The sequence below is a fragment of the Bacteroides sp. MSK.20.12 genome, from assembly GCF_019052435.1.
Taxonomy (GTDB): Bacteria; Bacteroidota; Bacteroidia; order Bacteroidales; family Bacteroidaceae; genus Bacteroides; species Bacteroides xylanisolvens.
Map to the genome: position 1 here is coordinate 1 of NZ_JAHQVH010000060.1, position 21,148 is coordinate 21,148.

Below are 21,148 nucleotides of genomic sequence, written 5' to 3' on the forward strand. Positions count from 1 at the left end.
TTGCCCTACGCTATATAATTAAGCCCTTTCAGGGCACTCCGCAAAATTATCATTTAGCGATTTTTCATCAGTCTTCTGTCACCTTTGAAAAGAACCTTTTCCTTTTCATCCGGGTCTGTATCTTTATACTGTTTTTGAGTTTCCTGAAGCAGTTGCATCAGCTCTTTTTGTTTTTCAGCATATTCCGGTTTGCCGAAGACATTGTTCATTTCTCTTGGGTCAGCTTTCATGTCATACATTTCCCATTCATCGATGTCGTTGTAGAAATGAATCAATTTGAAGTCTTGTGTGCGAATACCATAATGACGCTTCACAGAATGTTCTGCAGGGTATTCGTAGTAATGATAATAAGCAGCTTTGCGCCAATCGGCAGGAGTTTTGCCTTCATTCACCAATACGGGTTTCAGGGAGGCCCCTTGAATATCTGATGGAATCTCTATTCCGGCAAAGTCGAGGAAAGTAGGAGCAAAGTCCACATTCATGCTGATGGCATTACTGGTACTTCCTGCTTTAATTGCTTTCGGATAACGGATAATAAGCGGCATGCGTTGACATTCTTCATACATGAAGCGTTTGTCAAACCAGCCATGTTCGCCAAGGAAGAAACCTTGGTCGGAGGTGTAGACAATGATTGTATTGTCCAGTTCACCAATTTTTTCGAGATAATTCAGCAGGCGGCCGATATTTTCGTCTACTGCCAGAACTGTCGCCAGATAATCACGCATATATTGCTGATATTTCCAGCTGATTAATGATTTGCCTTTCAGGTCACCTTTGCGGTATTCGGCAATGCGTCCGGCATATACAGAGTCCCATTTATCCTGAACTTCAACAGGCATACGTTTGTATACACTGTAAAGACGGTTGGTGGTATCTTTCAGCATTTCTTCACGAGTCAGCAATTTGAGGTCCCAGTCGTTTGTCAGTGTATGTTCGATAGACATATCCTGTTCACGGGCTGCTCTTCCGCGGCCTTCATAGTCGTCGAACAGATTAGCCGGTTCCGGGAAAGTAGTATTGTTGAATATACCCAGATGACGGGGAGCAGGCATCCAGTTGCGGTGCGGAGCTTTCTGATGATACATCATGCAGAAAGGCTTGTTCTTGTCGCGACCTTCGAGGAATTCAATGGCTTTATCAGTAATAATATCCGTGGCGTATCCTTTTTCTACAATATGCTTCCCGTTTTCCCAAAAATCAGGATCGTAATAGTCACCTTGTTCGTGTTGGCCGCTAAGGATGCTCCAATGATCGAATCCTTGCGGTTCACTGATAAGATGCCATTTACCAATTATTGCAGTCTGATATCCGGCTTGTTGAAGCAGTTTGGGGAATGTCTGCTGATCTCCGTTGAACGTACTGGCGTTATCGGTAAAACCATTCTCGTGGCTGAACTTACCGGTGAGGATGCAGGCGCGTGAAGGTCCTGAAAGAGCGTTGACAGCGTAGCAGTTGTCAAAACGGATACCTTCGTTGGCAATCCGGTCCATGTTAGGAGTCTGAATCAAATTTCCTCCGTAACAGGACATTGCTTGAGTGGTATGGTCATCCGTCATCATGAAGATGATGTTCGGTTGTCTGGTCTCTTCTTTCTTTTGATTGCCGCAGGAAGCGAGACTTAGTGCAGCTAGTGGGAGGAGTAGGGCAGAGGGGGTGTAATAGTTTTCCATAATGATGAAGGGGAGTGACTAAAAAGCCGGTTGCATCTCCAATTCCCTTCCTTCCGGAAGGAGGAGAAATTGAGATGCGACCGACTTTTTAGTCAGCTTTATTATAGTTTGTATTTTAATGACTGTTTCTTTCCGTTTACTTTCACTTCTACTTCCAGTCCGTTTTCATCGAACGCTTTGTTCTTGAACTTAGCTGCAAATTTAGGGGCATCTGCGCTTTTCTTAACTGGGTAGATAACTGTGATGTAACGTACAGCTTCTTCGCCGTCTTTCTTCACGTTGAAAGATACATTCATACGTTTGTAACGTTTGCGATAAGCAGTTGAGCACCAACCCGGTTCTTTCTTCATCGACATACCGTCGGGACCGAAACATTGCAGTTTCATGTTGCTGCCGTCTTCAAATTGTGTCAGGAACGTCATGTCTTCGCGGCTGTTGGCAATTTCTCCTTTTGGCATTTGATAGTGAAGATTGATGGAACCTTTGGCGCTACCGATCATTTCGTCTACAATGACAAAGTAAGTGTTGTCAACGAAGAAAACGGAACGACGGTGTTTCAGGTTCTTGTAACTAGGATTTTCGGTCACTAAAGTTTGGATAGCACCTTCCGGTTGCCACAATTTAGTCACAGATTCTGTCGTATCCAAGTTCTTGTTGTTCAGCGTTACTGTGTTGTGAACACAAGTCTGACGGTGCCAGTTGCGTTGTTCCATCACTTCGCCTTCACCGGCATAGACATACGAACCAGAATCCGGGAACAAATTCTTGCCGTTAAACCAAAGTTCAAACGTTCCGTTATCCGGCTGACAATGCCAGAATGCTTTCGGACCAGCTTTTACTACCATTTGCGTAGCATCCATTCCCCATGAGTTACGGAATACAAAGAAACCTGATTTCAAGAATCCTTTAGACATATAATCCGGCAATGCACCTTCTTTACCTTCAGTTGCGAAGTATTTGATAGCCTGGTTTTTGGGGAATAGTTTACTCCATGCTTTGTAGTTTTTCACCATTTCTTTCTTTGTTGTCAACTTAGCATCGCTGAAACATGGATTGGTATAATCAGGGAAAGAAATGTTTGCGTAGAACATAATCATGCTTTCAATGGTATCCAAATAATCTTGAGGGAATTCCTTACGGAATCCGTTGGCATCTGCGATACCTAAAGCTTTACAGAAAATGTTAATAGCTGCCAGATGATAATGTGGGTCGAGTTCGAACTGTCCGCCGTCTTCGTATACCTGTACATGAATTTCACGGTTCAGAATATCGATACCGCTTTTTCTCCATGCCGGAGCATCTTTGAATTCAGGGAAGAAAGCACCGGCGTAGATCATACGTTGAGCTTCAAACAGCAAGTGGTTACCTTGATCGGAATAATTAGCAAGGATATGTATAGCATGTTTGTGATAGTTTACCAGGAATTCTGTCAGGAAGTCCGGAGTGAAAGAAGGAGAAGGGAGGAATAACTGGAACTGTGAAGTCTGGTCTTGCAGACGATTACTAACTTCCAGCGGGCGCCATGCGAAACGTACGTTTTCTATTTCACCTTTGATTTTTCCATCACTTAACAGCTCATATTCTTTTTTGTCCATCTTTACCAACGGATTCTTTTTAATCCAGTCGATATACTGATGTGCCCACTCTTTAGCATATTTCTCGTCACCGGATATGCGATAAGCCTTTCCCATCGGAGTGAACCATTTGTGGCGGTGCAATTGCCAACGGAGTTCATTGTCTTTCACCGGCCAGTATTGCCAGTTGATGTCTTCTCCGTAGTTGTAAGAAGGCTGATAACCTTTATGTACGAAGAATGTATGTTTCAATCCGTCATCTGCCCACTGCTGTTCTTCTTTGCTGATAGTCACTTTGTTCAGATTGATATCCGGAGTTTTTACATTGGTACGTGCACGGTAATAGTCTAATAATGCTTTGGCAGCATCCTCATCTTTACCTTCCTGATGCAAAGCTTTCACTTTTTCCAATCCCGGATAGTCCAGGTTAAGAATTGAAAAGACTTCGCTTTTCAGTTCTTGGGCACTAGCTTTGCCTACAAAACAAGCGATTGCCAGCAGAACGATATACTTTAAAGTTTTATTCATGATATAATTTACGATTTTACGATTTACTATTTACGATTGAGAACACTCTTGCTTTTGTATTATTGGATCACTCTCAACTCTCCATTCTCAACCCTCAACTTCTTCAATTCCATGAATCTCTTCAATGCTTCCAGATAGTAATAGTCAGCATAGTTCAGTGGAGTGTCGATTTCAGAACCGTTGGGCAGTGAGCCGACAGAGTGCATCAGAATGAAACCTTGATTGTCACCCACTTTTGCAAGATATGCGTCGCTTGACAAACTCTTCAGAATCTTTTCCGCATAATCCAGATATTTTTGTCCGTCGGGAACCATTGTGCTTAGTTCGATCAATGCTGAAGCGGTAACAGAAGCGGCAGAAGCGTCACGTGGAGTTTCTTCAGTCACAGGTGCATCATAATCCCAGTAGGGGATAGCATCGTCTGTTTTAACGCGATCCATAATCATATCAGCTACTTTGATAGCGAAGTTCAGGAAAGTACTGTCGTTTGTTTCACGGTAGCAAGCTGTGTAGCCATATACAGCCCATGCTTGACCACGTGCCCATGAAGAATCGTCATTCTTGCCTTGGTGAGTTTGCTTGCGTTCAACAGTTCCGTCGTTGTTGTAGCTTACTACATGCCAGCAAGTATAATCCGGGCGGAAGTGATTGTTCATGGTAGTCATAGCATGCTTGATAGCAATGTCTTTGTATTTATTGTCACCTGTCGCTTTTGCTACATTAAACAGAAGATCGAGGTTCATCATATTGTCGATAATAACCGGGAAGTTCCATGTTCCGAAATCCCATGAACGGATAGCGCCGATAGAGTCGTTGAAACGGCCGCAGAGGTTATCGGCAGTTTCTCTCATCACAGCAGCAATGGTGTCGTTGGGTGAAAGACGTTCTGCGTTGCCATAGCTGCAGTTGACCATGAATCCCAAATCATGCGTACCTTTATAATAGCGTACCGGATTCAGCAGATTTGTATATTGGATGGCTTGAGTTTTCAGTGTATCGTTTCCTGTCAGTTCGTATGCGTACCACAATGAGCCGGGGAAGAAACCACTCGTCCAGTCATAAACGTTGCAGAGGCGACGTTTGCCTAGCTGGTCAGCAGTGGGTTGTGCGCGTAGTGAATCTTTGAATGTTGATGAATCTCTTTCCAACTGACGGCAAAGGAAATCCATGTCATAGCCGGTACGGATGGAGCGTGGCAACATTCCCGTACCACTAACTTCTTCAGCAGAAAGTTGTAATTGGGCAGAAGCTACATCCAGTCCTTTTTTTATCCAACTGTAGTCTTCCTTTGGGGTTGTCTGGCACGACGCGAGTGCAATACTAACCGAAGCAAAGAGAACAAGTTTCATTTTCATGTTATTCATTTTAAGTGATTGTTTTTAGAAGTTTTGTAACTGATGCAAAAGTAGTGGAAAGGCTTAACTTTGTGTTGCAGGATTGTCCAAAAGGAGTTTGAACTCTGCTTTTCAAGTTTTGATTTTGTTGAAAAAGGTTTTAATTTTCTCCAATATGCCCTAATTAAGGCATATTGGAGAGGATTAAGCCTTTTATTTTAAAGAGAAATTACTTATTTACCCCAGCCTGGGTTTTGTTTAAATTGAATACATAAGTCTTTTTCTCGTTGTGGAATAGGCAATAACTCATGTTTGTTCTTTTCTGTATATTTGTACAACAGATATCTGTAGGTATCTGCTGAATCCCACCAATTAGCTAGTGCGGTATTCGTCTTTTGTATTGTTTCATAATAAATGCCCCAACGTACTAAGTCCATTCGGCGGTGTCCTTCGAAAGCTAATTCATAAGCGCGTTCTTTTCTGATGGCTTCACGGAAACTTTCTTCATTTAGGTTTGAAAGATCGCAACTACCTGTATTACTTGGGTATCCAAATCCACGACGACGAACCTCATTAATAGCTGCATACGCTTCCGTTGTAGGACCATGTTTCCATTCATTTAAGGCTTCGGCGTAAATAAGTAGTACATCGGCATAGCGTAAGAAATACCAGTTTGCATTTGATTTGTCATTATTGATAATACCGCCAGTCTTTTGATGTTTAATAAGATCCCATTTTGCGGGGGTATAGTTTTGTTTTTCTTTTTGTCCTTGAGTAGGATCTTGATCTTTTAATTTGGCAGATTCTTCTGTATCTTTATCTTTGTTTTTCACCCATAATATGTAATCATCATCGTATTTATAATTTGCAATTGATAAGTCACGACGTTTATCATTAGCGTTTTTACTGTCTCTCCAATCAAGTACAAATGTATGCACCACCTTCATATTTCCGGCACAACTACCTCGTACACCAGCGATTGATGTAGTTTTTACTCCATTCCATTTACCGATACGTCCCACGGGGTCTCCTGAGCCTGACACAGTAGGAGAGTAAAATGATATTTCTATTAAACTTTCGCTCGGATCCCATACACCGCTGCAAGTATTATCCCATAATTTGTCATAATCACGAAGTAATGAGTGCTTTCCTGACTCTATGAGAATGCGGGCTGTTTTAGCTGCATTTTCCCATTTTGCAGTGTTTTGTACAGGATATCCCGCCCATGTAGCATATACTTTAGCCAAGAGGCCAAGTGCTGCCCCTTTACTGAAACGATATGCTGTACTTTCACGAAGTTGATCGTCAACAGCGTATGGCAGAACTTCACTTGCATATAGAAGATCATCTTCAATAAACTCATATACTTTATCGGGACTAGCTTGGGTATAAGTAGTAGGAGCTTGATAGGACATTTCTGTATTAGTAATCAAAGGTATATGTCCATAACGACGTACTAATTCGAAATAGAACATAGCTCTTAGCGCTTTGGCTTCAGCAATATAAAGAGTTGCTAATTTTTTATCTGTATCATTGTAATTATCAATTTTTCTACTGATACGTTCCAAAAAATCGTTTGCTCTGTAGATACCTTTGTAGAGAACTTGCCATGTTTGTTGAATTTCTACTTGAGTAGTAGGGAAAGCATTATTAGCGATGATACGATAATTGGTTATATCGGAACCTTCTCCCTGGGATATATCTGTTCCCATGTTGAACAAGAGCGACAAGTGGTATCCGTAAGCTGCGTCTTCAATAGTTGTGCGGTATACTCCCAGCAAAACATCTTTTGCTTCTTTCGCATTATTCATGTAGTTTTTCTTTTCCATTTCGCTTCTTGCCTCTTCATCTAACGAGCATGAAAATGGTAGAATGCACAGGATAGACATTGCTATGTAATATATTATCTTTTTCATATTATTTTTCTCGTAAATTAGAATTGTATATCAACACCAAATGTAAATACTTTGCTCTTAGGATACGCACCCCAGTCCAGTCCGGGAGTCATCGGACTCTTGCTGGCTGTACTAACTTCTGGATCATATCCGCTGTAGTTGTTCAAGCAAAATAGATTTTGTCCCGTAGCATAAACACGAAGTTTGGATACGAGGAACTTGCGAGTCCATTTGTGGGGAAGTGTATATCCTAACGTCACATTCTTCAAGCGTAGGAACGAGCCATCTTCAACAAATCTTGAGTATACGTCATTAACTACATACCCATTGTAGCTAGGTACTTTGTTCGATGCGTTGGTCGGACTCCACCGATCGGCTACTTCTGCCAATTGGTTTCTACGTTGTGTATTAGTCTGGGTTGCATACAGGCGGGTTGCATTATAAATATCATTGCCATAATTGAATTGAAGCATGAAACTTAAATCAATACCTTTATAGTTGAAAGTATTAGTTATACCTCCATACCATTTAGGCAAAGCGTTACCGATAACCGTACGGTCATTGGTCGTAATTACTCCGTCACCATCCTGATCTTTGTATTTCACTGCTCCCGGAGCTAATCTGTTGCCAAGACTCGGATTACTTGTTACGCCCTCTTTCAACTGCAATGTGCTTGAACCCGGAACTGAATAAAAGTCAGAATATTGATAGATTCCATCAAACTCATATCCATAGATCAGACCAAGAGACTGACCAACAATAGCTCTATAATCGTATGAGGTAAAATTGCTGTCGAAACCAGAGCGTGCCTGCATGTAATCTACTCCGGACGCTAATGACTTTAATGTATTTCTGATGAAAGAAATATTGAAGTTGGTTTGCCAAGTAAAATCTCTGGTTTGAATATTGGTGCTGTTCAGACTTAATTCAATACCTTTATTCTGAATCTTTCCCACATTTTGCATTTGTGAATCAAATCCGGTAATATGTGCCAGTGATTGAGACAACAATAGGTCTTTGGTGTTCTTGATAAAGAATTCGGCTGTAACATTTAAACGGTTGTCAAGAAATCCTAAATCAACTCCCAAGTTGATGGTATTTGAGCCTTCCCATTTCAGGTTTTTATTTCTAAGTTGTTTGGGATTCAATACTGTTACGCTGCTATTACCTAAACCATATTTGTTTGCTTCATACAAATCCAGTGATAAATAGTTGGGTATATTATCATTTCCTACAGTACCCCAGCCTAAACGAACCTTGAAGTTTGAAATCCAATGAATATCTTTCATGAATGCTTCTTCAGACACACGCCATGCGGCAGAAAAAGAAGGGAAAAAGCCCCATTTCTTATTTGCAGAAAACACGGTGGAACCATCAGCACGTACTGTTGCCGTAAATAAATAGCGGTTGTCATAGTTGTAATTTCCGCGTGCATAAAATGATAATAAAGTTTTATCGTAATAAGTACTTTCAACTTTACTTGGTGTGGCACCTATCCCCATATTGTCATTTTCCATCTGGTCAAAAGGGAATCCCATCGCTTCTCCCAGCAAATATTCTGTACTTTTGTATGAAACTTCATGACCTAGCATAACATCATAATTATGCTTCTTGATTTTTTGTTTCCAAGATAAAGTATTGTAGTTAGTCCAACGTACATCGCGTTGCATGGTTGTGCGTCCGTATGGTTGCTCACCATTACGATATGCTTCTTTAGAACCATTCTTGTAGAATATGTTGGTGCGGCTGTTTGTTGTATTATAAGTACCAGCACTTTTAAAAGTAAGTCCTTTGATAATTTGCCAGCTTACAGATGCATTACCCGACCACATTTCTGCACGTTTATTGTTAGTGACCGATTGAGTTTGCATTACAGGATTAACTTGTGCCAGACTTTCACCCGTTTCTAACATTTCCGGGTCGATAGCTGAATTCAACAACTCTTCATCAGTTAGTTTGTTTCCGCCGGTTGGGCGTGCACTAAGAATCTGAGCCAACATATTGAACCGACCTGAATCGGCAGTTGTACCAACACCTTTGCGGTTAGTTAAAGCATAGTTGATAGTAGCATTGAATGACACGCTTTTGCTGATTTTTTGATCGATACGAAGTTTGGCTGTTGTTTTATCAAAGCCACTGTTATTAAAAATACCATTTTCTACATATCGTGAGAATGCTGCATTATATTGAGAGTCATTAGTACCGCCTCTAAGAGAGAGATTATGGTCTTGAGACCAAGTAGGATTGAATGTTTCCTCTTGCCAGTTTACTCCATTTACACCAATATAATCTTCTAACGAACGATATTTCATAAATTTGCCGTCATTATCGTATTCTTTGTCGGAAATGTAGCTTTTTAAAAGCTCTGTATTGACTTCACCTTGCAACTTTACAAATTCATATGGAGACAATACGTCTAACATTTTAGAGATTTTGCGATAGCTTGCCGAGCCGTTATAACTAATTTGTGGCTTACCGCTCTTCCCTGATTTTGTTGTAATCATTACAACACCGTTTGCAGCGCGTGCACCATAAATGGCAGATGATGAAGCGTCTTTGAGCACTTCGATTGATTCAATATCTGAATTTGATAAATGATCAATATCATCTACTTGGAAGCCGTCTACAATATAAAGAGGGCTTGAATCTCCCGTCAGACTTCCTACACCACGAATGTTAATATTAAATCCAGCTCCTGGTGTACCATCTGTAGATGTGATCTGAACACCGGCAATTTGACCACCCAGTGCTCCTGCTACTGAACTTGTTTGGAATCCTTCGATATCTTTAGCAGCTACAGAAGCCACGGAACCTGTCAAATCACTGCGTTTCATTGCACCGTAACCAACTACCACAACTTCATCCAATGCTTGATTGTCAGGAACCATCTTTATATTGATAGAACCCTGACCATTGAATTTCAATTCTTGCGTCTTATATCCGATATAAGAGATGGAAATAGTAGCTCCTTTCTTTACTTTTAAAGTGAAATTGCCGTCAAAATCGGTAATTGCACCTGTGGAACCGCCTTTTACCTGTATGGTTGCTCCGATAAGAGGAGTATTTGTTTCGTCTACAATAACACCTTTAAGTGTAGATTCTTGAGCATGTACACTGACAGTGATTATCAGTGCTAAGAGGGTAATCCACCCTCTTATGCTTATTGATTTTATTAGATTGTTTATGCTATACATAATTTCTTTTTTTACGTAATTAGTGTTTAGAAGTTAGGGTCAAACCAAATTGTCAATGGGAATACTCCTGGCCCTGATTGCGGATCTTTATTCTCTTTATTAATAGTCATTTGGAAACTTACTATGCCATGTGGGTATTCTCCATTCAGAACCCATTTGTTCGGATTCAGTTTAAATGCCAACCCGTTGCTAGGATCTGCATATCCTAATGTATAATGTAGGGTATTAGTACCAGATATATTTGCATAATAGGACATAGCGTGTCTGGAACCGGTATTTGCTCCTTTAACACCGGACTCATCTACATATTTAACCCAAAGAGGATTCAAGAAGCTAGAGGTTTTAGAATCACCATTTGTAAATGAACCGCTTAGAGCTGTATAATTGACTGAACGTCTATAATCCATTGTGAATTTGGATACATCAAATTCAGAATCATTGCTTGTGATTTTAGGTGCAACAGAATAAGTACTGTTACTAATCGTTTTAGGATTTACATGGAATACAAACGGGTTATACAATACGTGAACACCAGAAATAACCAAATCATAATGTATGAATACAGGTACTTCCAATGAAAATTCAGAGTCTTTATCTTCACCAACAGTAGCTGTTACAAAGAAGAAACCTGAAGTATTTACCGGGGAACCGTCTTTATCTACAGACCAAACTGCATTCTTAAATGTTATTTTACCATTTTCGTCAATTTCTAATTTGTCACAGTTTCTTCCGTTTCTAATGCTCCAACGTACGTTGTTTCCTGTAATATCGGTGCTTGGTGCATTAATTGTAAATTTATTTAAAATTGTATTAGCATTGGCTGCTTTATCTACAGTGATTCTAAACTGATTTGCATTGGTTGCATCATCTACTCCTATATTGTTACCATAACGTATGTAGGTAAACTTGTTTGGATTATTCTTTACTTTCAAATTAAATGAAGCTTCTTTTGAATTTTTAGTATTCGATGCTATCACTGTGACAGTGTAATTGCCTTCAGGTATGTTATGTCCTTTCTTAGCAGTCACAACTCCATTATTGTCAATAGATAACTGTTTGTTTAAGTCATCTTTCAATGAGAACGTAATTGCATCACCCTCCAATCCTTCATTAGGTGTAACGGTGAATGGAGATGATTCATAGATCTCACAGATGGCTGGATATTCGAAGTTTGCCACTGGGACAATTCGGTTCACTACATTCAGGGTATATATATCCTCAAATAAAATACCATCAGGTGCGAATTGGTTGGCTACTTTGACTGAGATAACATACTTTTGTCCTATCTCAAATCCATGATGCTTATCCACAGACAGAACCCCGGTTGTCGGGTCTATTTTTATTTTGTCAGTAGATGGTTCAATGCTTTGGATCGAATAAGTAATATTTTCTAATGACCCTTTAAGAGTAGGTGTTTCGCTTGTGAAAGTAGTTTCTGGTTCTTCAGGTGATTCAACTTCAATCAATCCTTCATTTTGCTCATAAGTTAATCCTAGCGGTTTGGAAGTGATATTGACCGTTAAGGCATTTTCGAAGATACCTTCATCTTCAGAGGATGCACCTGTAGTCAGTTTTAAAGAAAGAGTGTGGATACCAGGTGCGATATCGCTTCCTCTTACAATAGTAATTTCTCCAGTTTGAGAGATTTTAAAGAATGATGATATTTCACTTTTTGCAATTTCATATTTGGTAATCGATACATGATTACCGTCGGTTTTTACTTGTGCAGTAGGAAGCTCCTCTGTGCTTTTTGCATCTGAAACGATGCTGTACTCCACTTGAATTTCATTGGGCTCTATTATAATGCCATCAGGGACCGACTTCATCATATTTACTACTACAATATCCTTATATTCGTGGTATGAACCACCAGCCATGCATGATATTGATATCTTATATAAACCAACAGGTGTGTCTTTTGCACTGTTGATTTCAATTGCGCCTGTTTCTTTATTGATAATAAAGTCATTGCCAGTATAGGACTCACCATTTAATGTGATACCTGTAATTGTGAAGTCAGACGGTACGCTTCCTTTGTAAGAAGGCTCTGAAATTATTCCACTCATGGATGGGCCTATATCGGTCATGCCTAAATAATAAAGTGCAAAACCGGTAGTGTCAGTGGTATCCTCATCTGAACAGGATGTATAAGTCATAACTAATACAACTGTCATCAAGGCACCTAAAAACTGTGAAATGTTTTTTAGTAACTTAGATTCCATATTATATGATTATTAATTTTATTTTGAAGAAAGTGTATATTTTGTACCATTTACTGCTACTTGGATGGATACCCCTTCTGGATGGAAGATACCTGCTGTTCCGTCCTCGTTATCAGTGAATTGGGCATCAATATCCAATGCTTTACGATCTTCTTCCGTTCCGAAAGGATAAATAACGGAAATGTAGCGTGCTGCCATAGTTACATCGTCTTTTGATGCTGGCTGGTTAACTGTTATCTGGTAGCCTAAACGTAAACCGGAAATTGTTCCCATCGCATTAGATATATCTGTGGCTTGGCTTGATGACAAGCTTTTGCTTTCTTGAATTTTGGTTTCAGCAAATGTTCTGGCTAGCATATTTTTGTTGTCTGCAAAATTTGTATATGCTTGACAATATGGCTGTTCTGTTGTATGTGGCTCAAATACAGACGGAGTCTCTTCGTCATCAAGTATGTGGAAATTTAAATTGGTTTTCAGGCTTTTTGCATTTTTTCCATAGCCTTCGTCAACGATAACAAAGAATTTCTTGTCCACAAAGAATACAGTTCTACGATGAGTTGCATTATCAAAAGAAGGGTTTTCTGTTACAAGAACATCTGTATTGTTTTTTGTTTCTAATTTGAGTAATTTTCCTTCAACTTTTCCACCTTGTTCACCGCCTATGGATTTACTCATTACGGTTAGCGTATTGTGGTTCACAGTTGCTGCGAATTTTGTGCGGTCGTTACCACTGTAAGCGTATACACCTGCATCCGGGAAGAAATTACGCCCATTGTGATAGAGGCCGAATGTATTATTATCTGGTTGACTGTGCCATTCTTTATAATTGTGGTTTTTTAGAATCATCATAGTCGATTCTTTTTTCCATCCATTACGTAGAATGTAGTATCCTGAATCATCATAAGATTGTGTCAGGTGTGTAGGTTCTTTCCCAGACTTTCCTTCGGTTGCCATCCATAATAATTCTTGATCATTTGGATACATGGCTACATATTCTTTCAATCTGTTTAATAAGGTACTTTTTGCATATGAGCTTGAGCGTGTATCATTGAAGTTGTCAAGAGAGTAGTCTGGATAAATTGTATTCATGACAACTTCCGTCGCTGCTTTTAGTTTATCGGTGAAGTTACCGGGCAATAAACTCATTTTATCATTTGCTTGCGTCAACAAATAAATAGAGCGGAAATCGCTGACAGCACCGATGTGATAACTTAAATCTAATTCAAATTGTACACCGTCATTATTGAACTGTTCATCCAATTGTACGCCTACTTTCTGTAATCCTTCATTTGTCCATTGTTCTGCATTTTTGAATTCTGGCATCAATATCCCTGCTGTAGCTACGGCCTGTGCTTGAGTTAAAAGAATATTTCCTTCTTGATAATAATTTAAACGCATGCATTCAACTTCTTTTTCAAATGCAGTGAGAAAGGTAGACAACCATTCTGGAGTAAAGTTGGGTGAATGGATAAAGTATGCCATGATGTCTATTTGTGAAAGTACACGTTCGGCTACTTGTAGTCCTTTCCATTCATAATCTTTATCGTTTTCAGAACCGCCTGCTGGTGGAAATTGAGTTCCTGGTTCGTATGGATAAGTAGCCAACCAATCACTATATGTTTCAATCCATGACTGAATATATTTTTCATCTTTGCTGATACGGTATGCTTTCGCTTGAGGAAGCATCCACTGGTGACGGTGACGTTGATATCTAAATTCTTGATCAGTTTCCGTGTCTTGATGAGCTGTCCAGTCTATTTTTTTTGTGTTGTTATCAAAGAAAGAATAGTAAGTTTCAACTTTGTTTTCATCAATGCTTTCATAGAAACCTCTGACATAGAAACGATATTCGAGTGCTTGGTCGGCAATACGTTGATCTTTTACCGAGATTGTGGGATTGATTAAATTGATGTTCGGATTCGTTACATTCGTTCTATTTCTATAATATTCTAATAGTGCGTGAGCTGCATAATAGTGCTCGCCTGCTTCGTAGAAAGATTTAACCTTTTCCAATCCGGGGTAATCGAGATTGATAATATCAAAGAGTTTAGGCTCGACGACATCATTAGGCTTATTTTCTGGGAGTATTTCTACACCAGAACTAATTTCACCAGATAATAAATCATCGTCGTCGTCCACACATCCTGTAAAAGTGATGGCTGTGAACATACAAGTAATAAAGAAGATGTTCTTCATGCTTTTATTAGGTTTTAATTATTAAAAGTTATATTTTACTGTTTGCAAATGTAATCTGTTTATTCCTATTCATTAAGCTGTCTTGTTCAAGCTTTGTTCAAAAATGATTTTTTTGATATTAAATTTGTTGAATCGTATATCATTTCTGTCTAAAAAGACTGTTATATATCTGATATCAGGCTTTTTATATATCATAATGTAATCTAATCCAATTGTATTTGTAGCGTTGGTTTTGTACATTTTTAGGTGTTCTATTGGATGAATTTTAGTCCATAATGATTGGGGGAATCATGGTGGATTGGAGAAATAAGAAGGATAAGTGTAACTAATCGGAATGATTCGAAATATAATCTCATAATCTCTCTCTTACGTTACTTAAGAATCACAACCTACCTTGTTCCTATTTCTTAGCTGTAGGGAAACATTTTGTTTCCTGCCTTAGAAACTCCGGTTTCAAGGCTTGAAACAAAAGTTTCACCAGCTTGGAACTTTAGTTTTTTATCTATGAAACAAAAGTTTCTTCTTGTTGAAACTAAAGTTTCAATTAGGAGAAACTACCTTGGAACTTTATTCGGTGTACAGCAAAAATGCCGTCACCGTGCTGTCACCGCTTGCTGTCACATTATAGTATACTTATAATCAAATATTTAAATGCAAACAGGTGACAGATGACAGCAGATTTTCACTTTTTAATTTTCAGGAGAGATTATATTTTGGCTCAAATCCGTCAATAAGAAAAGTACAGTCTTATACATTATGGTTGTTTATTTATCCCTTTGCTTTCTTGATATACTCCGTAGGCAAACATCCGAAATACTTTTTAAAACTCGTAGCAAAGTAAGACGGTGTGTTGAATCCTACCATCGTACTGACCTCTGCTACTGTATAACGTCCGTCCTTCAGTAATTTTGCCGCTTCATTGAAACGAATCTTACGTATAAAGTCGATAGTCGATTCACCTGTGATAGCTTTCAATTTGAGATGCAGATTAGAACGGCTCATATTCATTTCTCTGGCGAACTCGTCGGTGGAGAATTCAATATTATCCATATTCTTTTCTACGATGGCTACGGCACGTTTCAATAAAGCTTCGTCCATGGCGTTGAATGTAATCTTTTCCGGTTCCACTTCCAGAGATTTGGAATACCGTTCAAGCATACGCCTGCGGGTGCGCATCATGTTCTGTATTTTCGTAGTCAGTATGGCAAGAGAGAACGGTTTCGGGATATAATCATCCGCGCCCATTTGCAGACCTTCCATCTGATCTTTGGTTTCGCTTTTGGCAGACAGGATAATCACAGGAATGTGACAGGTACGGATATTCTGCTTCACATTCTTGCATAGCTTGATACCATCCATCACAGGCATCATGACATCAGTCACAATAATGTCCACTTCATTCTCTTTCAGCTTTTCCAGGGCTTCTTCACCATTTCCGGCTTCCAATGTATTGAAAAGTTCGGAAAGTCCGCTACTGAGATAATGGCGGATTTCATTATTGTCTTCTACAATAAGAATCGTACCACGTTTCTTGTCACCGGTTTCGATCGCTTCGTTTTCTACTTTTTCCGTATCAATGAAATACATCTCTTTCGAGTTGGTAGAATAAACTTGGTCCTCCTCATTTTTCGCGTCATTAGAAGCTAATTCGGAAGATTTGTAGATGTTTATATCCTGTGGCAGATAAACAGAGAAAGTACTGCCTTTGCCTTCTTCACTGTCTAACTCAATACGTCCGTGATGCAGTTCCACCAAACGTTGTACCAGTGACAGCCCGATACCACTTCCTACGTGCTCACTCTCTATCTGATAGAAACGTTCGAATATTTTCCCCTGCTTGTTGATAGGAATACCAATACCGGTATCACTAACTTGCAGTACCAGCCAATTGTTTTCCTCTTTCAACGTAACAGTAATGCTTTGCCCGCTTTCTGTATATTTGAAAGCATTTGAAAGCAGGTTATTAACGATCAGTTCCAGATAATTCGGATCGAAAAGTTCCTCTTTTTCTTCCAGTTCGGAGTGGAGAGTATAAGTAATCTTCTTGTGGCGTGCCAGTTTATCGTAGAACAAGAAATTATCCTGTATCAGTTGATGCGCATTCTCTTTCTTTACTTTCAGCTCGAAAACTCCCAATTCGGCACGGCGATAATCCATCAACTGGTTGACAAGATGCAACAGACGATTGGCGTTGCGTTGGATATATTCCAGTTGGTTACGAGTCCAGCGATCACTAATCTTATTGATTATTTCTTGTAAAGGAGCTAAGATGAGAGTTAATGGCGTGCGAAGCTCGTGCGAAATATTGATGAAGAAACGCATCTTCATCTGGTTGATTTCTTCTTGATGCTCCTTGTCCCTGCGTTCAAGTTCCAGTTCCGCTTCCATACTCTTACGCATCCAGAAGAAGCGGAAGACGAAAGTGATAAACCCGATAAAAGTGGCGAGGAAAATCATGATTGCCCACCAGGTCTTGTACCATATAGGGAGAACTATGATTTCCAACATTGTAGGTACAGTATTCCATTTTCCGTCACTATTGGCAGCTTTTACCAAAAAGTGATAAGTGCCTTGTGGTAGGTTGGAGTAGGAGACAGTACGTTTATCTGTCAGATAATACCACTCTTTGTCATATCCTTCCAGTTTATAAGCGAAAGTGTTATGTTGTCCGGAAATATAATTGGATACTACAAATTCAATCGTGAAAGCTGTTTGCCATGATTTCAGGGTGATACTTTCTGTTTCATTGATATTTTTAGTCAGGATACCGGTTTCATCATCCGGGCGAACTGTCTTGTTAAACAGTTGAAGTTTAGTGATAACTACCGGAGGCGTATAAGGGTTATCCAGCAACAGTTCCGGGCGGAAAGTAGTGATCCCGTTGATACCCCCGAAATACATTTGACCGCTCGAAGTGCGGCAGAACGAAGAAGTATTAAACTGATTACTCTGTAATCCGTCGGATTCCGTAAAATTACGGAACCTCTCTGTTTCCGGATTGAAACAGGAAATACCACGGTTGGTACTTACCCAAAGACGTCCGAAAGTATCTTCCAGAATACCATATACCACATTGTTAGGCAAACCGTTAGCCGTAGTATATCGTTTGATTTTCTTTTCTTTTTCATTAAAACAGTAGAAGCCTTCACGCGTACCTACCCAGATGATACCGTTGGCAGCCTCGTAAATGCAATTGGTAAACGTCTTTGTTACAGATGATTCCGGCAGAATAGGCACCTTTTCTATCTCGATTCCTTCCTGCTGAAAGACAGATATACCTTCCTCACCCCCGACCCAAAGCCGTTTATGGGAATCTCTGAACAGGATTGTGATTCGTTGTGAAGTAAATGGAGTACCGTCCTTTTCCTTATCAATGGTGGTAAAACTCTTTTTTTCCGGGTTAAAACTAACCAGAGCACTTAATGTCCCCAATAAGAGATTTCCCCCTTTATCAGGAAGAATTGCATATACATTCTCATTCACCAACTGGCTGTTCAGCTGATTGAAACTTTCCATTTTTCCACTGTTTCGATGGAGGACAGTCAGTCCGCCGGCATGTGTCCCTATATATACAAGTGATTTTTGTTCATCTACATATACGGCTTTGATATTGTTGGAACCAATACCGATTTCCCGTTCGTCTTCCTGTAAGATATAGTGCGTAAACTGTTGTGTCTTTGTATTATACAGATTCAAACCACCATCATTCGTTCCTATCCATAAGTTCTTATCCTTATCTTCCGTAATGCAGCTGACTACGTTATCGCTTAGAGAATTCTTATAGGGAATACGCTGGATATTCTTGAATCTGTTGCGGATAGGATGGTAATAGTTCAATCCCCCGAAATAGGTTCCAAGCCACATACCTCCTTGCGAATCCATAAAGATACTGCGAACCGAACGTTGTGACAAACTGCCGTTTTCTACCGGACTGCTACTGTAGGAAACGAAAGAATCGCTTCCTTCATGATAAATGTTTAGATCATTGAACGTTCCTATCCATAAGCGATTTTGCGAATCCAGTGCCAGGGAGCGGATATAATTGGAACTGATACTTTTAGGATTGGAAGAAGAATGATGATAAGCCTTGACCTCTTTCGTTTTCGGGTTGAGCAGAAGCAGACCGGCTCCTTCGGTAGCTACCCATATACGGGTAGGAGATTGCTGCAAAATGGCCTGAATCTGTTTCGTTTCCGTTATCGGAGTAATCTTTTCCAGTTTCTTTTGAGGAATGGAATAGCTGTAAAGCCCGTCGACCGGGGTACCGATATAGATAATATCCCCCTGTCTGTAAAGAGCTGAAGCTATAAGCTTGTGCATAGCGGTACTAAAAGAATCGTCTACAAACTTGGATTCTTTAATATCGAACATGGTCAGTCCTTCCTGTGTGCTTATAAGCAACTGTTCCGGTGAGATTTCTGCAATACCATTGATTTGTTGCCGTTTGCCCTTTTTCTCGTAGAAGAAATTTCTGAATTTGTCTTTTTCTTCGTCATAATATGACAAACCATCCCGCGTACCGATCCAGACACGTCCCTGACTGTCAGTCTTTACGATTCGTGAAATGTCATTAGCAATACTGTTCGGATCCTCTTCATTATGTTGATAAACTGTAAATGAATACCCGTCATACTTGTTTACTCCATCATAGGTAGCGAACCACATATTACCTCTTTGGTCCTGATCGATAGAGAATACGGTGCTTTGTGACAATCCTTCGTTAATAGAAATATAAGAGAAGTTAATTTGCTCCGGAACTTCAGAAAAAACGCAATTAACCCCTATACATAGAAAGAGTAGACAGATTGTTGTTTTTTTAAGGCTGTTCATTATTAGTTCATAAGATTAATAATGGCATCAAAGATAGCAAAATCTTTTATATGGAGGTATTCAATAGAGAGAAAGTAAATATAGGGAATGAAAAAATACCACCAATTATACAGATTAGCACGGATTTTTATATCGACAATCTTCGAATTACAATTAAATCTGTGTTAATCTGTGTAATCGGTGGTGAAACTTGAAACTGGTAGGTAATTTATTTAGCTAAATCTCCTATCTCGTCTAAATTCTTCTGAATATCTTCGTCATTCAATGTATAATTCACCAGATCACCGGCCAAATACTTGTCATAAGAAGCCATATCGATCAGACCATGTCCCGAAAGATTGAACAGAATCACTTTCTCTTCTCCTGTCTCCTTACATTTGTTAGCTTCGCGGATAGCCGCTGCAATAGCGTGGCTGGATTCGGGAGCCGGAATAATACCTTCGGACTGCGCAAACAGACAACCGGCTTCGAAAGACTCCAGTTGCTGTATATCTACCGCTTCCATCAGATTATCTTTGAGCAACTGTGAAACGATTACACCTGCGCCGTGATAACGAAGCCCACCGGCATGGATATGAGCAGGAGCAAAATTATGTCCCAAAGTGAACATCGGCAGCAATGGAGTATATCCGGCTTCATCACCGAAGTCATATTGGAACTTACCACGTGTCAGTTTCGGACAAGAAGCAGGTTCGGCAGCAACGAAACGAGTCTTTTTCCCTTCCTGTATGGTGTGGCGCATGAACGGGAAAGAGATACCTCCGAAGTTGGAACCACCTCCGAAACAACCGATCACGATATCCGGATATTCGCCTGCCATTTCCATTTGTTTTTCAGCTTCCAGTCCGATAATAGTCTGGTGGAGAGTCACGTGGCTAAGTACGGAACCGAGCGTATATTTACAGTTGGGAGTCATTTGTGCCAGTTCGATAGCTTCCGAAATAGCAGTTCCCAATGAACCTTGATAAGTGGGGTGTTTAGTCAGAATATCTTTACCGGCGCGGGTAGACATAGATGGAGAAGGAGTGACCTGTGCTCCGAAAGTCTGCATGATGCTGCGGCGGTATGGTTTTTGTTCATAACTGATTTTTACCTGATAAACGGCAGCTTCCAGACCGAAAACCTTGGCTGCGTAAGAAAGAGCGGCTCCCCATTGTCCGGCACCAGTTTCAGTGGTAATGTTGGTAACTCCTTCTTCTTTACAATAATAAGCTTGTGCCAATGCAGAGTTCAACTTATGCGAACCGATAGGGCTTACGCTTTCGTTCTTAAAATAGATATGAGCCGGAGTGCCGAGTGCTTTTTCCAAACCATAAGCACGAACCAGCGGAGTGCTGCGGTAGTACTTGTACATTTCACGCACTTCTTCCGGTATTTCGATCCATGCATCCGTCTGATTTAGCTCCTGATGACACAGCTCTTTTGCGAAAATCGGATATAAATCTTCTGCTTTCAGCGGTTGTTTGGTTCCCGGGTGCAACGGAGGCATAGGCTTGTTCACCATATCGGCCTGAATGTTGTACCAGTAATGTGGAATTTCTTCTTCCGGTAGAATATACCGTTTTCTTTTTTCACTCATAATATTGTAGTTTTTTAGTTTTCTGTTGCCAAAAGTAGTCAAATTTTTAATATTCAGAAAATTTTGTCAACAAAGAATCGTGTTTGATTGTTATTTTAGTTAAGTTTGCACGACCCCGTTAAAAAA

General features: G+C 39.9%; 9 protein-coding genes. All 9 read right to left on the reverse strand.

Annotated features, from left to right (window positions below; translation table 11 throughout):
* Positions 1–53: 53 nt before the first annotated feature.
* Positions 54–1,670, reverse strand: a complete 1,617-nt coding sequence (locus KTR06_RS22240; RefSeq protein ID WP_008021433.1) for a sulfatase — start codon at positions 1,668–1,670, stop codon at positions 54–56.
* A gap of 101 nt (positions 1,671–1,771) precedes the next feature.
* Entirely contained in the window at positions 1,772–3,772 is a 2,001-nt protein-coding gene (gene hepC, locus KTR06_RS22245) for a heparin-sulfate lyase HepC (protein ID WP_087323742.1), read from the reverse strand.
* 59 nt (positions 3,773–3,831) lie between these two features.
* Positions 3,832–5,136, reverse strand: a complete 1,305-nt coding sequence (locus KTR06_RS22250) for a DUF4995 domain-containing protein (RefSeq protein WP_217290817.1) — start codon at positions 5,134–5,136, stop codon at positions 3,832–3,834.
* A gap of 203 nt (positions 5,137–5,339) precedes the next feature.
* Complete coding sequence (locus KTR06_RS22255; RefSeq protein WP_055235959.1) at positions 5,340–7,022, reverse strand: RagB/SusD family nutrient uptake outer membrane protein; 1,683 nt, start codon at positions 7,020–7,022, stop codon at positions 5,340–5,342.
* A 17-nt stretch (positions 7,023–7,039) separates the two neighbouring features.
* Positions 7,040–10,195 (reverse strand): TonB-dependent receptor, encoded by a 3,156-nt coding sequence (locus KTR06_RS22260; RefSeq protein WP_215708296.1) that lies wholly within the window; start codon positions 10,193–10,195, stop codon positions 7,040–7,042.
* A 26-nt stretch (positions 10,196–10,221) separates the two neighbouring features.
* Positions 10,222–12,417, reverse strand: a complete 2,196-nt coding sequence (locus tag KTR06_RS22265) for a surface glycan-binding family protein (protein ID WP_055235957.1) — start codon at positions 12,415–12,417, stop codon at positions 10,222–10,224.
* Positions 12,418–12,435: 18 nt separating this feature from the next.
* The gene (gene hepC, locus KTR06_RS22270) at positions 12,436–14,613 is read right to left on the reverse strand and encodes a heparin-sulfate lyase HepC (RefSeq protein ID WP_055235956.1); all 2,178 of its coding nucleotides are present in this window, start codon (positions 14,611–14,613) and stop codon (positions 12,436–12,438) included.
* Positions 14,614–15,381: 768 nt separating this feature from the next.
* Entirely contained in the window at positions 15,382–19,443 is a 4,062-nt protein-coding gene (locus KTR06_RS22275; protein WP_217290818.1) for a two-component regulator propeller domain-containing protein, read from the reverse strand.
* 208 nt (positions 19,444–19,651) lie between these two features.
* Positions 19,652–21,022, reverse strand: a complete 1,371-nt coding sequence (locus KTR06_RS22280) for a TrpB-like pyridoxal phosphate-dependent enzyme (RefSeq protein ID WP_004316593.1) — start codon at positions 21,020–21,022, stop codon at positions 19,652–19,654.
* Between the last annotated feature and the right edge of the window lie 126 nt (positions 21,023–21,148).

Excerpts from the sequence above, each read along its gene's own strand:
- KTR06_RS22280 (WP_004316593.1), bottom strand. The coding sequence starts at position 21,022 with ATGAGTGAAAAAAGAAAACGGTATATTCTACCGGAAGAAGAAATTCCA.
- KTR06_RS22255 (WP_055235959.1), bottom strand. The coding sequence starts at position 7,022 with ATGAAAAAGATAATATATTACATAGCAATGTCTATCCTGTGCATTCTA.
- KTR06_RS22240 (WP_008021433.1), bottom strand. The coding sequence starts at position 1,670 with ATGGAAAACTATTACACCCCCTCTGCCCTACTCCTCCCACTAGCTGCA.
- KTR06_RS22250 (WP_217290817.1), bottom strand. The coding sequence starts at position 5,136 with ATGAATAACATGAAAATGAAACTTGTTCTCTTTGCTTCGGTTAGTATT.
- hepC (WP_055235956.1), bottom strand. The coding sequence starts at position 14,613 with ATGAAGAACATCTTCTTTATTACTTGTATGTTCACAGCCATCACTTTT.
- KTR06_RS22260 (WP_215708296.1), bottom strand. The coding sequence starts at position 10,195 with ATGTATAGCATAAACAATCTAATAAAATCAATAAGCATAAGAGGGTGG.
- hepC (WP_087323742.1), bottom strand. The coding sequence starts at position 3,772 with ATGAATAAAACTTTAAAGTATATCGTTCTGCTGGCAATCGCTTGTTTT.
- KTR06_RS22275 (WP_217290818.1), bottom strand. The coding sequence starts at position 19,443 with ATGAACAGCCTTAAAAAAACAACAATCTGTCTACTCTTTCTATGTATA.
- KTR06_RS22265 (WP_055235957.1), bottom strand. The coding sequence starts at position 12,417 with ATGGAATCTAAGTTACTAAAAAACATTTCACAGTTTTTAGGTGCCTTG.